The sequence below is a fragment of the Alteribacillus bidgolensis genome, assembly GCF_002886255.1.
Lineage (GTDB): Bacteria > Bacillota > Bacilli > Bacillales > Marinococcaceae > Alteribacillus > Alteribacillus bidgolensis.
In genome coordinates this window covers 1,452,600-1,465,925 of sequence record NZ_KZ614149.1, presented here as the reverse complement: position 1 = coordinate 1,465,925, position 13,326 = coordinate 1,452,600, and the positions used below count along the sequence as shown (strand labels likewise).

The following is a 13,326-nucleotide window of genomic DNA, read 5'->3' as shown; positions in this document are numbered from 1 at the left end:
TTAATAAACTAAATATTCAGAAAAACAACTTTAAAAAATTTGACTTATAGGTTAAAATAAGTCGCGTGGGTAAAATTTTAGGGAGGTACTATTCAATGGGTCTAGAGGAGATGTCAATTTCCGTTCTTGTAGAAACATCCGAGAAGGCGAAGGAATTAGAGCTTGACAATGATTTTATTAACATTTTAGAAGAAGCATTAAAGAAACGTTATATACATCAGTGAATTTTAAGATAACCATTTATAATTACCTCCAAAAGACGTGATAGAATAGTAGCCACACATGACAATTGGAGGGATTCTATGAAAATATGGAAGTACATACTTTAGTTTATGCTAGTTTATTATTGATGTTGGACAAGGGGATAGCATACTTCTGGAACTAATGGCGCTGGTGGAAACATCCTTATTGACGGGGAAGAAAAGGAGCAGGGGAAAAAGTGGTTCAGTATCTTGAAGAGCAAGGAATTGAAGAAATTAGAATGGATAGTTGCCACACATCCTGATGTGGACCATATTGGTAGTTTAATCGACGTTCTGAACGAGGTTGAAGTAAAAATGTATTGGATAGTGGAAAAGAACACACCACAGATACTTACAGTTGGCCACCACGGAGTTGACGTCTACAAGTCAGGCATTTATAGATGAGTAGGTCCTGACATGGCTGTTCTGTTCTATGGAGAGAATAATTATGGGCATACGGATGCAGATGTAGTTGAACCGTCTCAGAAATGAAGACGTTGATCTATACAGTACCTATCAGTCTGGAGATATTGAAATTTCGAAATTTCTTCAGTCACCAGCGTCCTATTAAATTACAAGAAATCACTGGTGTTGGACCAACTATTGCTGAACGTATTGCTTTCTCATTTATTCTTGCTTTAATATAGAGACACCTAAAAACGTAATGATTTCGATTATAATAAGAGCGATGAACATAGAAAGAAGGAGTAATTCATGGCTAATAAAATAGATATTTATATTCTAAGTGGTTTTTTAGGAAGCGGGAAAAGTACATTGCTTGCTCGGCTCCTTGAATTTGAGCAATATCAAGGTAGAAAACTCGGTGTCATCATGAACGAGATGGGGGAAAAAAGCATTGATTCTGCCATCGTACCCGGTGATGTTACCTTAAAAGAATTATTAAATGGATGTATTTGCTGTAGCCTCCAAGGTACATTGAGTTCACAAATGAAAGACATGGCCGACACTTATGAATTGGACGCTATCTATATTGAATCTACAGGGGCCGCACATCTCATTGAGGTCGTTGATGCGTGTACACACTTGTCTATCGTTCACAATGTAGACTTGAAAGGGATTGTGACTGTTGTAAATGCCAAACAATGGCTGGAAGGAAGAATGAGTGGAAAGCTGAAAAAACTGCTTAAAGAACAAGTCAAACATGCAGATGCGATTATTGTTAATAAAATAGATACCATAGATGAAATCGAAAAAGATGGATTAATGGAAGGAATTCGTACTATTAATCCTGAAGCGGTGAGGATACCGGCTGTGTTTGCAGATATTGATCTGTCTAGATTGCAATCGATAAAAAGAAAACACACATCCCAAGAACATACGCATGAACATTACCACCTTCATTTGCATACATTCACTGTCTCTGTCAAAAACCCAGTGAACCGTATTCAACTAGAGAAAAAGTTAATGGAGGTATCAGGCCAACTTTATCGAGCAAAAGGGTTTGTTCGGTTAGATGAAACACCTGGTCTCCATCTTTTTAATTATTCTTACGGAGTTACGATGTATGAACGCTGTCGTCAACAGAAGGACTATACAACGGAATTAGTATTTATCGGCGAGAACCTTAACGAAGAACAAATCAAAACAACGGTATCTGAATGTCAAACAAACGAGTAGATATGTCAAAAGGAACCTGTAGGAAGAGAGTACAGGTTCCTTTTTATTAAATGAGTTATTTTTTTCGATACGATAAAGTAGCGACACTTCTGGTTCGAGTGAGCATTAATTCCGTTTCACCATCTGTATAGAAGTAAATTTTTAAATCAAATAAATCTGGATTAATAAATGCGACACTCATTCCTTCTACAATCGTTACTTTGTTTTTCGAAGAAATTAACTCGCTTTTCATATAATGCGTATCTATCGTATATAAATCTAATCCATCTCTAACCATCTGAACATCTCTTTCTAAAGAAGGCAAATGATGCGCTGATGGATGACAAGCCGTCATTTTATAACGATGATTTTCGTTTTGATATGTATAATCGATAATTGTATGCTTTCGAATATTTGAACTAACAATATATGGATCCGTATTAATATAATTCACTTCATTTTGATTTGGTAGATTCACGAGCCTAATGGCAAACGAATTTACTGAAGTAATCATGATCTTCTAAAAACATGTACACTTTATCTAACATGTCATTCATGTTGTCTGGAATAGTTTTTAAAGTCCATATTAAGATTTAGCGGACACCTTTCCGTTATTTCTTACTGAAGTAATTACAGCAAATAATGAACAATTTCATTTGTTTCTATAACAGCCTGTTTAATTAGGGCCTGCTCCGTTTCCATGGCGTCAAGCCGCTGGTTGGTCTGGTGCTGTACCGTTTCAATCGAAGAAAGCTGTTGGCTGGTCTGCTGCTGCTCTGTTTCAAGAGATGTAAGCCGTTGGTTTGTAAGTTGTTGTTCCGTCTTCATTCCTTTCAATTCTTCTAATATGTTCTGTAACATTATTTCACTCATAACTTTGTCACCCCTTTCTTACTGCGGTGTTACATTTTTTTAATATAGTTGAATAATGCTCCGTTTGGCTTTTTCATTATACTTTTAAAAATTTAAAGTATAAAGTTGAAAATCTGAACTTTACAAAGATTTAACATTTAACGATCGATGCGGACTGATTTCTTATATACGAAAGTTTTTTAGAATATTATTTATTCTTTTACAACCGGTATTAATATTTAAAAATGAAGATGAAACGAATCGGAATCACTCGAATACCTTTCGTATTTTATCGGTAAGTCATCATAATCATAAGGAACATAATCACTTTGTTTTATCCATTCTAAGATTTTTCCATACGTTTGTTCAATATTTTCACCTTTGTTTTGTGTTACTAAATACGTCCTTTTTGGAACATTGACTTCTACCATATCTTCAAGAAGCAACTGTTCCTCTTGGACTTCATATACGGAATAATGTACAAATCCATCTGGTCTTAGGTGATGGGATAATCCCCATCGGGATTTACAGCATAATCAAGTTCGCTTTTTCTGCTGGTCATGGTTTTAATGACATCCTGAATAGTATCAATCTCTGAAAACGGCACATCACATTTTAATCCATGGCACGAAAAGCAGGAATTGTTTTAATTTCATAATTAAAGTTACTCATTACATTTTTCCTCCCCTTACGATTACAATGAACTTGTCATTAAAATAGGTTCAATTTATTAATTGAAAATCCTTCTTATTCATGTTCAAGAATATGGCCTTTATCTGCAACAATGGATAGGTTTGCAGATATGATAACTGGCTATTGTTATAGGTAATAACGAAATACATAATAAGACGGGACTCCCATGAATAGCATGATAAAAAGAGACTGCCTGTGAGGTGAGGGTATCATGCGGATTCATGTGGTGGAAGCTGGAGAATCAGTATGGGAAATATCCCGGCGTTACCAAACGGATATCAATCAAATCATTTTAGTAAATCAATTGGAGAACCCTAATGTATTGGTAGTGGGGCAGGCGCTCGTCATTCCTGAACCTGGCCGTGAATACGTCGTACAGGCTGGTGATACGCTCTGGGGGATCGCACAGCGTTTTGGCGTTTCGGTACAAGAGCTCGCGGAGGTCAATCAAATCACCAATCCTTCTCTTCTTTATATAGGCGAGATGCTGGTCCTTCCTTACTTTCCTCATATGGTCCAGCCCGGGGAAAGCTTGTGGGCCATGGCACAGCGGTATGGAGTGTCCATGAACCAAATCATTGCAGTGAACAATATTGCTGATCCAAACATGCTTTTTATCGGCCAGATTCTTTATATCCCAAGGAGGCCGAGACCAGTAAAAGATATTAATGCTTATACAACCAGCATGGATGAAGAAGGAAGCAGTGAAGTACTTGCATTAGGAAGAAACTTTACCTATATAGCCCCATTTACTTACTCCATAAAAGAAGACGGCTTCATCACAGAGCTGCAGGATATGGCGGTGTTAGAAGCAGCAAGACCCACGAATACAGCGCCGTTACTCGTATTGACTAATTTTTCAAATGGCTCGTTCGATTCCGATATCGCAGCAACCATTCTCAGAAACACGGAGCTGCAGGAAATATTGATCACTAACATTTTGGATACAATGGAGGCTAAAGGACACACAGGTGTCAATTTAGATTTTGAATATGTGTATCCAGAAGACAGAGAAAACTATAACAATTTTCTACGACGTACAGTGGCCAGGCTGCATCCGGAAGGATATACGGTCTCTACAGCTTTAGCACCGAAAGACCGTGCCGGCCAGGAAGGACTGTTATATGAAGCGCATGATTATCCAGCTCACGGTGAAATTGTTGATTTTGTGGTGCTGATGACATATGAATGGGGATGGGCCGGTGGCAGACCATTGGCGATTGCACCTATTAATGAGGTTAGAGAAGTGTTGGATTATGCAGTTACCGAAATCCCGAGGGAAAAAATATTAATGGGAATACCGCTCTATGGAAGGGATTGGCGAATACCCTGGGTAGAAGGCACATTCGCACGAACCGTGAGTCCTATGGAAGCGCTGCAGCTGGCAGCGGATTACGGAGCGGCAATCGAATATGATGAAACCTATCAGTCCCCTTTCTTTCGCTATGTGGATGAAACGGCTCAAGAACATGAAGTGTGGTTTGAGGATGCCAGAAGCATGCAGGTGAAATATGAGACGATCGAAGAGTACGGATTGAGAGGCGGAAGTTATTGGGTGCTTGGCATACCGTTTCCACAAAACTGGCCTGTCCTTCGTGATCGATTTACAATAAGAAAACTATAGAAAAACCGTAAGTGAAAACAATGATAAAAAATGCTGGATACCAAAAATAGAGAACGAGATGTCAGCGGTCTCGTCTTTTTTTGTATAAAATAAACCCTTGCCGGAGAACTTACGTGTATGAGTAAATTATTAAAAATAATTATCACCGTTATCGTATTGTTAACAGCATTTCCGGTACAGGCAGGGGCTCAGGATTACGATCTTTACACGGTCCAGCCGGGGGACACGCTTTGGAAAATCAGCGTAAGATATAAGGTCGGTCTGTCCGAAATCATAAATGCAAACAGAAATATAGAAAACCCGGACCTTATATACCCAGGTCAGCGCGTGAAAGTTCCGGCAATTGATGAGACAAAACAAATCGAAAGGGAGGTTATCAGGTTAACCAATATCAAGAGGCAGAATCACGGCTTGCCTAAGCTGAAAGCGGATTGGGAAGTCTCAAGAGTTGCACGTCATAAATCAAGAGACATGAGGAATAATGGATACTTTTCACATACTTCTCCAAACTACGGCTCCCCGTTTGAAATGCTTCGAGATTATAATGTGAATTTCCGAGCAGCTGCCGAGAATATCGCTGCGGGTCAGCAAACGGCCAGCCAAGTAGTGGAAGGATGGATGGACAGTCCCGGTCATCGAAAGAATATCCTGAATGAGTCGTACACTCACATAGGTGTAGGATATGCGGAAGGCGGCAGTCATTCGGTTTACTGGACACAAATGTTCATAAGCAAGTAAAGAGTCGTCAAAAGACGGCTCTTTCGTTTTCATTTTAGCATTTTAGAATAATATAAGAAAAAACTATTAATGTAATATGACATTGAAAGGACACAGCATATGAAAAAAAGTTATGCAGCGGTGTGGTTCATTTTAATAATCCTAATTAATATTTCTCCTACTCATGCAGCTGATGCTCATCATGAGGTAAAAGCAGGCGATTCTTTATGGAACATTGCAAACCAATATGATACGACAGTGGAAGACCTAAAAGGAATCAATGGATTACAGTCCAATTTAATATTACCAGGACAGAAATTGCGTGTTCCAATCATGTACAAGGTTGCAGCTGGGGATACACTTTGGGACATTTCACAAGCTTATCATTCCTCTATCCAGGCCATCAAAGCAGCCAATGGACTTTCTTCTGACTTGATATATATTGGGCAGCAAATAAAGGTCCCTCCTAAACAATTCACAATGCAAGGACAATATGTACTGATGACAAGAGAGGAATTTAAGGACTGGCTATTTCACCATACATTTATTCGTAATGTCCGTCGAATTCAGCAGCATCACACATGGTCGCCGTCTTACAAAAATTTTAATGGTTCGAACCATTTTACATTGCTAAAGGGGATGGAGAATTATCATGTTCAAGAAATGGGCTGGAAAAATATCGCTCAACATCTAACGACCTTTCCAGATGGAAAAGTGGCTGTTTCTAGGCCCTTTAACATGGATCCTGAAGGTACAATCGGGAAAAAAGCTAATACCGCCGGGCTTGCTATTGAAAATGTCGGCAATTTCGATAAAGGACATGATGACATGAGCGAAGAGCAAAGAGAAACAATCGTTTATATCACGGCCCTGCTCAGCTTAAAATTTGGGCTGACGCCTTCCATCGATACTATTACGTATCATCATTGGTGGGATTTGGAAACAGGGGAAAGAGTGTTGGATCAAAGTGAAGAACATGGGGTTAAAACGTGCCCTGGCACTGGATTTTTTGGAGGAAACTCCACAAAAAGTGCCAAAAATAATTTTTATCCTCTCGTTGTTCGTAAAATGCAGAAAATATCAAGAAAAATGGAATAACCCGATATTTCCCAATAGGGGGGATCTGACCTCAATACGTCAGGCAGTATCGCTTCACTGATTTTTAATCATTTTTGATCCATTCATGAAAATTGCTCACTGTTATGCCTTGAATCGGTTCTTTTTCTTGATCAGACCAGTCAAAGAGGGTCTGGTCACCGTAAAGTACAGCTTGGTTAAATTCAGCACTCATTAGTTGTTCTTCAGAGAAAAGGCAAGAAGGTTGGTTCATATTCTATGGGCGGAACATATAATTAGCAAGGTTATAAAGGGAAAGTTCACATTTATCAGATGATATAAGTTTAAACTTAATCCCGTTCTTTTACCTTATGATTCTAAAGGCATTTTCCATTTACCGCAATCACTTCGAGTCCTCACAATATCTGGAATCTCCATTATTGCAGGTCTGAATGCATGACATTTATGGGGAGCAAAGATACCATACGTGAACAGCTGACAAGGTTTCAAGAAAAATATAACATTGATGAGATCATGGCGGTTTCCTATATTCTTGATCCGGATAAACAAATATTTAAAGAGATTGTAGATGGCAAATAAAATGCGCGCAGTCTCAAAGCAGGGCTGCGTTTCTTGTATTCTTTTTTCTACTATGAAAATTCAAGCTGATGATTAAAGGATAAGTAAATACTAAGACAACTCGAATCATTTTGGTAATTCTTCTGTAATACGAGATTTTTTACTAGAAATGATGAAAAGTCTTTTGTACCGTAGGAGGATCCATAACATACAAATAGCAGGGATGGAAATTTTTAAAAAGCCAGCGTATATTTAATTTATATATAAACAATCTTGGGAATATCCAGGTAAGAGGAGTTTATTAAATTTTGTTCATGCAAATAATTTTGAATGATCGGAATTTTTGTTATGCGGTGTTAGTATCACGTCAAAATAAACTAAATGGGGAGGTTTATTGATGCCTAGTCGTTTATGGGAACCATCCGAAGAAGTGGAAGCTGTATTTGATCATGACCGTTTTGGTAAAAGAATTTATCGCTATTCATTAAGCTGTATATGGGATGATGCTTTAGAAAAAGCCGCGTTTGTCATGTTGAATCCTAGTATAGCTGATCTCGACATATGCGACTCCACGTTAGGCCGCTGTGCAGACTACTCAAAAAGCTGGGGATATGGAGGAATGTTTATTGTTAATCTATTCGCTTTTATTGCCACTTATCCAAAGGACTTAAAAAAAGCAGTTGATCCGGTAGGGCCAGATAATGATATTCATATTGTAAATGTTATGAAAAAATCGGATAAAGTGATTTTTGCTTGGGGAAAACAAAGTGGTATCAGTGAACGAAAAAAACAAGTGCTGCATTTGTTAAAAGAATATGACCATTTTTGTATTGAAAAAACCAAAGGTGGCAGGGAGCCGAAACACCCATTGTATTTAAAAAAGGGTTTAAAACCGATGCAGTTTTGAGATGAAAAAATATTCAGACCTTAATGCTGCAGTAAAATAAAAAGAGAGGGTTTGATGTCGATGACCCTTTATGATTAAATAACGGATGAATACTTAACAAAAGCGACACTTAAAAAAGATGATGTTTTAATCAACATGATGTGAAATGACTGAATTAATGTTACTGGCAGTCGAGCTTATGCGGTATAACATTTGAAAGATCCTGCTGCAAAAAGGAGGGTAGTTTGTCATTCGGCATATGGAATATGACATGGATTGCTGGAAATAATGAAGATACATAATAAGGTTTTGAAATCCGGGGAGTGACAAGAAAGAATGAAGGGAAGAGTAGGAATAGAAAAAGGTGTCGAGGAAAAGGAGGAAAATCATGAAACTGTCTGCAGCAGCGAAGTTTATTTCAGGTGGATTTGAAGCACTGTTAGCAATTCCCTTCATAGGAGGAAGTATTGTAATTTTTAGCGGATATTCAGCGTTGGGAACCGCTGTCGTACTTCATATTATGACATTGATTATTACGCTTTTGTACCGTACAGCAAAAACGCCGAGTATTGTTGGAATCATTACCTCGATATTATCAGCACTTCCCGTGGTAGGCTGGATCCTGCATACAATCACAGCGATTTTGCTGCTTACTAGTGCAACGAGGGACCTCCGTAGATAGCTGCGTTTTTCCCATAAAGTCATAGGTTCCATATATTCATTTATGACAGAAGAACGACTCCTCTTCATGAGACTTAAGAGGAGTTTTTTTGCGGACTAATTCGAATTTTACTGCTGATCACAAAGTAAGTCTTCTCACGGAATTTACAATATAGGTGAAAACAATCGTGCTCCTTGGTCCATTATTAAAGCTAGAATCGTTGAAATTCTGTTCGAATTGTATTTAAAGGTAGATTTGTTTTATACTTCAGAAATATTTTACTTTATTAAAGGATCAAAGTATAAGTAAAACTGCGTCTTCCATCCTAAGGACTCGGCGACAAGCCGAGTTTTTTAATATGAAGAAGCAGCTTTTTAATTTAAAGAGTCTTGTCCTAGTTAAATCAAAGTTCCCTAAAAGATGTCGGTCTGTTCATATAAAGGATAGCAAGCGGTTTGGGGTTAACAAAACAAAATTACTTGACAATCCCTTTTCTCCATTCAAATTCTTATATTAGTTCTGGACAGTTTACTTATGCCAACGAAAGCTCTGTTGCATAGGGTATTAGTGGATTATATCTAAAATATCAGAGAAAGAGGAGAAGCAGCATGGGAGTACGAAATAATAAAACACGAATATCAGCATTTAGAGCTATAGGAACCCAGCAGCTCATACCTGCGAATACTGTGACAAAAGTTAATTTTCCAACCGAACGATTTGATGCTGCGGGTGAATACGATCCTGCAACGTCAACATTTATCCCAGAAACAGATGGAGTCTACAATATCATTGCAACCGTTAATTTTATACCAAACTTTAATGATCGAGATATTAATTTTGTGGCGAGAGTTAATATTCGGCTGAATGGTAACTTTGTTATTGGTGTTGATACCAGTTACCGGCTGGCGGGAAATGTAGCGGGACAACAAAATCCTCCTAATATTGTAAATGCTTCTACTGTCGTTGAGCTGCAAGCAGGTGATCGGGTGGATGTAACTGCTCAAAGCAGTAGAGCCGTTAATATCTCACCATCTATTGGTGCAGAAGAAAATATAGATGCTACGTTTTTTGCAGCTGCAAGGTTCCCATCTCGTGCGATTTAAAATGATATCGTATCCAACCAATATGTCTCTACGAAAAGCACTTTCCTTCAATAAAGAGCAGAATTAATATAGATGCTATTTTTTCCTTGGACCAATCTTCCACCATTCCCTGAGTGGGGAGATTTATTTTTATGTTAAAAAGCCTTCGTGCATATAGAGCAGCCCCTCCAGCAAATTAATATAAAAAATAATCTGTGAAACAGTATAGAAAGTAAGCGATTTGTACTATTCTAAACATGTATTATAAAAAACGAAACAAGAAAGGAATAAATTTAGTAATGAAAGACAAGAAAAAAACAACAGACAGACGAAATCCAGAGACGGAAAAAGTTGATATTCAAGAAATGGGGCCTCAAAATACCAATCCAGTCGAAGCAGACTACAGCTTGCAAAATGATACATTTGCTCCGGGAGAGAATAATTATTTAAATGAATACCCTGAAACAGAAGAGGAGGATACAAACACAGTTGAGCGAGCGTTTTCTGAGGAACTCTCTGATGGAGGAGAACGGGATGAGTTTGCTAAAAGGCAAAGCGATAGATATTCTGGTGGATTATAAAGAAAACTCTGGGCACAGTATGTGATTATAATGATAGTTCAGTAAAAGAAACAATTTAGGAGAAAAGATGGAACAAACAACGGTATAAAAACATTTTGAGACACCGGTCCAGCAGAGCTCAAGATATGTACTAATTACATTGGACGTGTAATGAGGCCCTGGAAGCTGTATAGATGAAGTGATGAAGCCAAATGAGCCAAACCTCTAGCCAAAAAACCACAGCTAGAGGTTTTTTTAGAATGTGTAATCTTATACGTATTCACCTTGAATATAATTTTTTGCAAGTTAGTTAGACGGTGACATTTGGAATATCGGCTGCTGCTATCGTTTGTGAAAAAATAATAACAAGATCGGAAGGATAAATAGGTTTCAATATTACTTAATATCGGTAAGCGAAATGTTCAGAATGTCTAATGTAGAGAAGGTATTGCAGATGCCTCATCGCCCATGGTTTCCAACTGAAAAAGTAGACGTTAACTTTAGTTACGATAAGTCTGATGAGAGAATTTACCGTTATTCATTAAAAGAAAAAGTACCCTTTTGTCATGTTGAACCCTAGTAGATTTTGATACGTTCTTACCTTCATTAGCTTTTTTAAAGAAAGTACCCTAACGACATAATTTTCTCATTAAGCAAAGAAGAGTTGTATAACATAATCACATTTATGAGATTTAATTGGAAAATGTAATACGTTTTACAAAAATCTATTGACTTTTGATTAGATTTCTAAGTAAGATTATCATAATTAAAACTTTGTTTTTTAATTGAAACATTAAGTGTTTTAGTAATTACATAATAAATAATTATTATATAGGGAGTGGTTATGTGCCGACTATTCAATTAAAAGATATTTCTATTCATTATTTAAAAGAAGGAAGTGGTCCTCCGCTTGTCTTACTGCATGGAATGGGAAATAATGCAAAGTCATGGATTCATCAAATGGAATATTTCAAAAACCATTATACTGTTATTGCTTGGGATGCTCCAGGGTATGGCAATAGCTCTGACCCTAACGAGGTATTTCAAAATTTTTCGCAATTTACCGACTGTTTAAAACAGTTTCTTGATCAACTTAATTTAGACAAGATATTTTTGTTAGGTCACTCAATGGGGGCTGCTGTAGCAATTGATTTTGCTACTCGTTTTCCTAATATCGTTGACAAATTGGTTATAGCTGCTCCAACACGAGGATCTGCAGGGTTAACGGAAGAAGAAAATGTAAAGAAGCGCAACCAAAGACATCATTTGATCGATTATACATCATCGGATGAAATTGCCCGAACGAGGGTCCCGTCATTACTTTCTCCGAGTGCCTCCGAATCGGTTACAAAGTATGCAGAAGAAATAATGTCAGAGGTTCGTCCAGCAGGGTATAAATCCGTTTCAAATAGCTTGTTTCACTTGAATCAAATGGATGATTATTCTAAGATTTTAATGCCAACTCTTATTATTTGCGGTAACGACGATCAAGTAACACCTGTAAGTGAGTCAGAAATTATTGTTCAAAATATAACTAACGGCAAGTTAGAAATTATCCAAAAAGCAGGCCATCTTTGTTATATGGAAAGACGAGATGCATTTAATCAGTGTTTGTCCGAATTTTTAAACACTAAATAAACACAAGGATTTTGTTAGATAGAGGGAGAAGAAAGTAAAATAGCACTGTTATAGTTTCAAGTTATACTCGTTCAAATGCTTATCACTAAACTTCTGCCGTATGATGCACGAAGCGATCATATTAACTATTTATTAGGTAATGTTTATCTAATATAATCCTTTTTAGTTAAACCAGGATTTAATCGCGTAATGAAAAAATGTTATTAAATAGGAGGAATCATTTTGCCTGAAAATGAGAATAAGCGATACATTTCAAATTCGTTAGTACGGGGTTTAGAAGTTATAAAAATGTTTAGTGCCAAAAAACCTACCTTGTCGCTAGCAGAGATTGCTAATGGTTTAGGGGTCAGTCGAACTGTTCCGTATCGCCTTTTATATACTCTAGAAGAGCTTGGTTATTTGTATCAGGATAATAGTACCAAACGCTATAGTCTTACACCAAAAGTACTCGAGCTTGGTTTTTCTTATTTAAACGGTCTTCAACTTCCGGAGCTTTCAAGTCCATATTTAGAAAAGTTAAGAGATTTAACTGGAATATCTGCACATATGGGTGTATTGGATGGAAAGGAAATTGTTTATGTGTCGAGATTCCCATCTAGCAGAGTTTCTTCTGTTACTATTAACGTTGGCTCACGTCTGCCTGTTTATGCCACTTCTATGGGGAAATGTCTATTAGCTTATTTACCAGAAGAACAAATGGAAAGACTCTTGTCTGAATCCGATTTGAAACCAATTACGCAATCAACTAAAACGGAAAAAATCGATCTAAGAAAAGAAATCAGTGTAATAAGAGATCAGGGATATGCATTAAGTAAAGGGGAATTCGAGGAGGGAATTTGGTCTGTTGCTTGTCCCGTGTTTGGAGAGAGCAGAGAAGTCATTGCAGCAATTAACGTTGCAGCTCCTCAGCATGTTGTTAACGATGAACTGATTGAGCAAACGATTATTCCAGCCACACGCAAAACTTCCGATCAGATTTCTTCTTTTATGATGTATTCTAAATAAGCTTTCTCAATAATAGAGCTAGATCAATAGTATAATTTGAGGAGGTGACCGTCGAAGATATCCCTTTTCATAGAGAAAAATCGTGCATGACCTTCTTGAAGGACTCCATCGTTC

Annotated in this window: 14 protein-coding genes and 3 pseudogenes; 13 read left to right on the top strand and 4 right to left on the bottom strand. The window is 37.4% G+C overall.

The genetic code is table 11. From position 1 onward, the window contains the following. Window positions 1-95 precede the first annotated feature (95 nt). The 3 genes from sda (at window position 96) to CEF16_RS07400 (ending at window position 1,880) form a co-directional block, all read left to right on the top strand. A complete protein-coding gene (gene sda, locus CEF16_RS07410; protein ID WP_091582174.1) occupies window positions 96-224 on the top strand; it encodes a sporulation histidine kinase inhibitor Sda in 129 nt (42 codons plus the stop codon). A gap of 228 nt (window positions 225-452) precedes the next feature. Beyond that, window positions 453-647, top strand: a complete 195-nt coding sequence (locus tag CEF16_RS25260) for an MBL fold metallo-hydrolase (RefSeq protein WP_091582177.1) — start codon at window positions 453-455, stop codon at window positions 645-647. Between the two features lie 309 nt (window positions 648-956). Then, window positions 957-1,880, top strand: a complete 924-nt coding sequence (locus tag CEF16_RS07400) for a CobW family GTP-binding protein (RefSeq protein WP_091582180.1) — start codon at window positions 957-959, stop codon at window positions 1,878-1,880. 79 nt (window positions 1,881-1,959) lie between these two features. Here the strand turns inward: CEF16_RS07400 and CEF16_RS07395 are convergent. From CEF16_RS07395 to CEF16_RS07380, 3 genes and pseudogenes are all read right to left on the bottom strand, one after another. Beyond that, window positions 1,960-2,355 (bottom strand): annotated as a pseudogene (locus tag CEF16_RS07395) (phosphoribulokinase); the annotation flags it as partial. Between the two features lie 134 nt (window positions 2,356-2,489). Continuing rightward, the gene (locus tag CEF16_RS07385) at window positions 2,490-2,732 is read right to left on the bottom strand and encodes a hypothetical protein (protein WP_091582183.1); all 243 of its coding nucleotides are present in this window, start codon (window positions 2,730-2,732) and stop codon (window positions 2,490-2,492) included. 218 nt (window positions 2,733-2,950) lie between these two features. Continuing rightward, a pseudogene (locus tag CEF16_RS07380) lies at window positions 2,951-3,163 on the bottom strand (GyrI-like domain-containing protein); the annotation flags it as partial. A gap of 452 nt (window positions 3,164-3,615) precedes the next feature. Here CEF16_RS07380 and CEF16_RS07375 point away from each other — a divergent pair. The 3 genes from CEF16_RS07375 (at window position 3,616) to CEF16_RS07365 (ending at window position 6,843) form a co-directional block, all read left to right on the top strand. Beyond that, complete coding sequence (locus CEF16_RS07375; RefSeq protein ID WP_091582185.1) at window positions 3,616-5,028, top strand: glycoside hydrolase family 18 protein; 1,413 nt, start codon at window positions 3,616-3,618, stop codon at window positions 5,026-5,028. A gap of 117 nt (window positions 5,029-5,145) precedes the next feature. Then, window positions 5,146-5,766 (top strand): SafA/ExsA family spore coat assembly protein, encoded by a 621-nt coding sequence (safA, locus tag CEF16_RS07370; RefSeq protein WP_091582188.1) that lies wholly within the window; start codon window positions 5,146-5,148, stop codon window positions 5,764-5,766. A 99-nt stretch (window positions 5,767-5,865) separates the two neighbouring features. Further along, window positions 5,866-6,843 carry a peptidoglycan recognition protein family protein gene (locus CEF16_RS07365; protein WP_091582190.1) on the top strand — a complete coding sequence of 326 codons (978 nt, stop codon included), beginning with the start codon at window positions 5,866-5,868 and terminating at the stop codon, window positions 6,841-6,843. A 64-nt stretch (window positions 6,844-6,907) separates the two neighbouring features. Here the strand turns inward: CEF16_RS07365 and CEF16_RS24800 are convergent, their stop codons facing one another. Further along, window positions 6,908-7,036 (bottom strand): hypothetical protein, encoded by a 129-nt coding sequence (locus tag CEF16_RS24800; protein ID WP_281259156.1) that lies wholly within the window; start codon window positions 7,034-7,036, stop codon window positions 6,908-6,910. Window positions 7,037-7,257: 221 nt separating this feature from the next. Here CEF16_RS24800 and CEF16_RS07360 point away from each other — a divergent pair. From CEF16_RS07360 to CEF16_RS07330, 7 genes and pseudogenes are all read left to right on the top strand, one after another. Continuing rightward, window positions 7,258-7,401, top strand: a pseudogene (locus tag CEF16_RS07360) (LLM class flavin-dependent oxidoreductase); the annotation flags it as partial. Window positions 7,402-7,777: 376 nt separating this feature from the next. Continuing rightward, a complete protein-coding gene (locus CEF16_RS07355) occupies window positions 7,778-8,287 on the top strand; it encodes a DUF1643 domain-containing protein (RefSeq protein WP_091582193.1) in 510 nt (169 codons plus the stop codon). A 367-nt stretch (window positions 8,288-8,654) separates the two neighbouring features. Beyond that, window positions 8,655-8,948, top strand: coding sequence for a hypothetical protein (locus tag CEF16_RS07350; RefSeq protein ID WP_091582195.1), 294 nt, complete (start codon window positions 8,655-8,657; stop codon window positions 8,946-8,948). Between the two features lie 587 nt (window positions 8,949-9,535). Further along, window positions 9,536-10,030: a hypothetical protein gene (locus CEF16_RS07345; protein ID WP_091582197.1), complete on the top strand. Its 495-nt coding sequence runs from the start codon at window positions 9,536-9,538 to the stop codon at window positions 10,028-10,030. A gap of 278 nt (window positions 10,031-10,308) precedes the next feature. Beyond that, entirely contained in the window at window positions 10,309-10,590 is a 282-nt protein-coding gene (locus CEF16_RS07340; RefSeq protein WP_091582200.1) for a hypothetical protein, read from the top strand. A gap of 825 nt (window positions 10,591-11,415) precedes the next feature. Beyond that, window positions 11,416-12,207 carry an alpha/beta fold hydrolase gene (locus CEF16_RS07335; RefSeq protein ID WP_091582202.1) on the top strand — a complete coding sequence of 264 codons (792 nt, stop codon included), beginning with the start codon at window positions 11,416-11,418 and terminating at the stop codon, window positions 12,205-12,207. Window positions 12,208-12,429: 222 nt separating this feature from the next. Then, window positions 12,430-13,212, top strand: coding sequence for an IclR family transcriptional regulator (locus CEF16_RS07330; RefSeq protein WP_091582205.1), 783 nt, complete (start codon window positions 12,430-12,432; stop codon window positions 13,210-13,212). The last annotated feature ends 114 nt before the right edge of the window (window positions 13,213-13,326 follow it).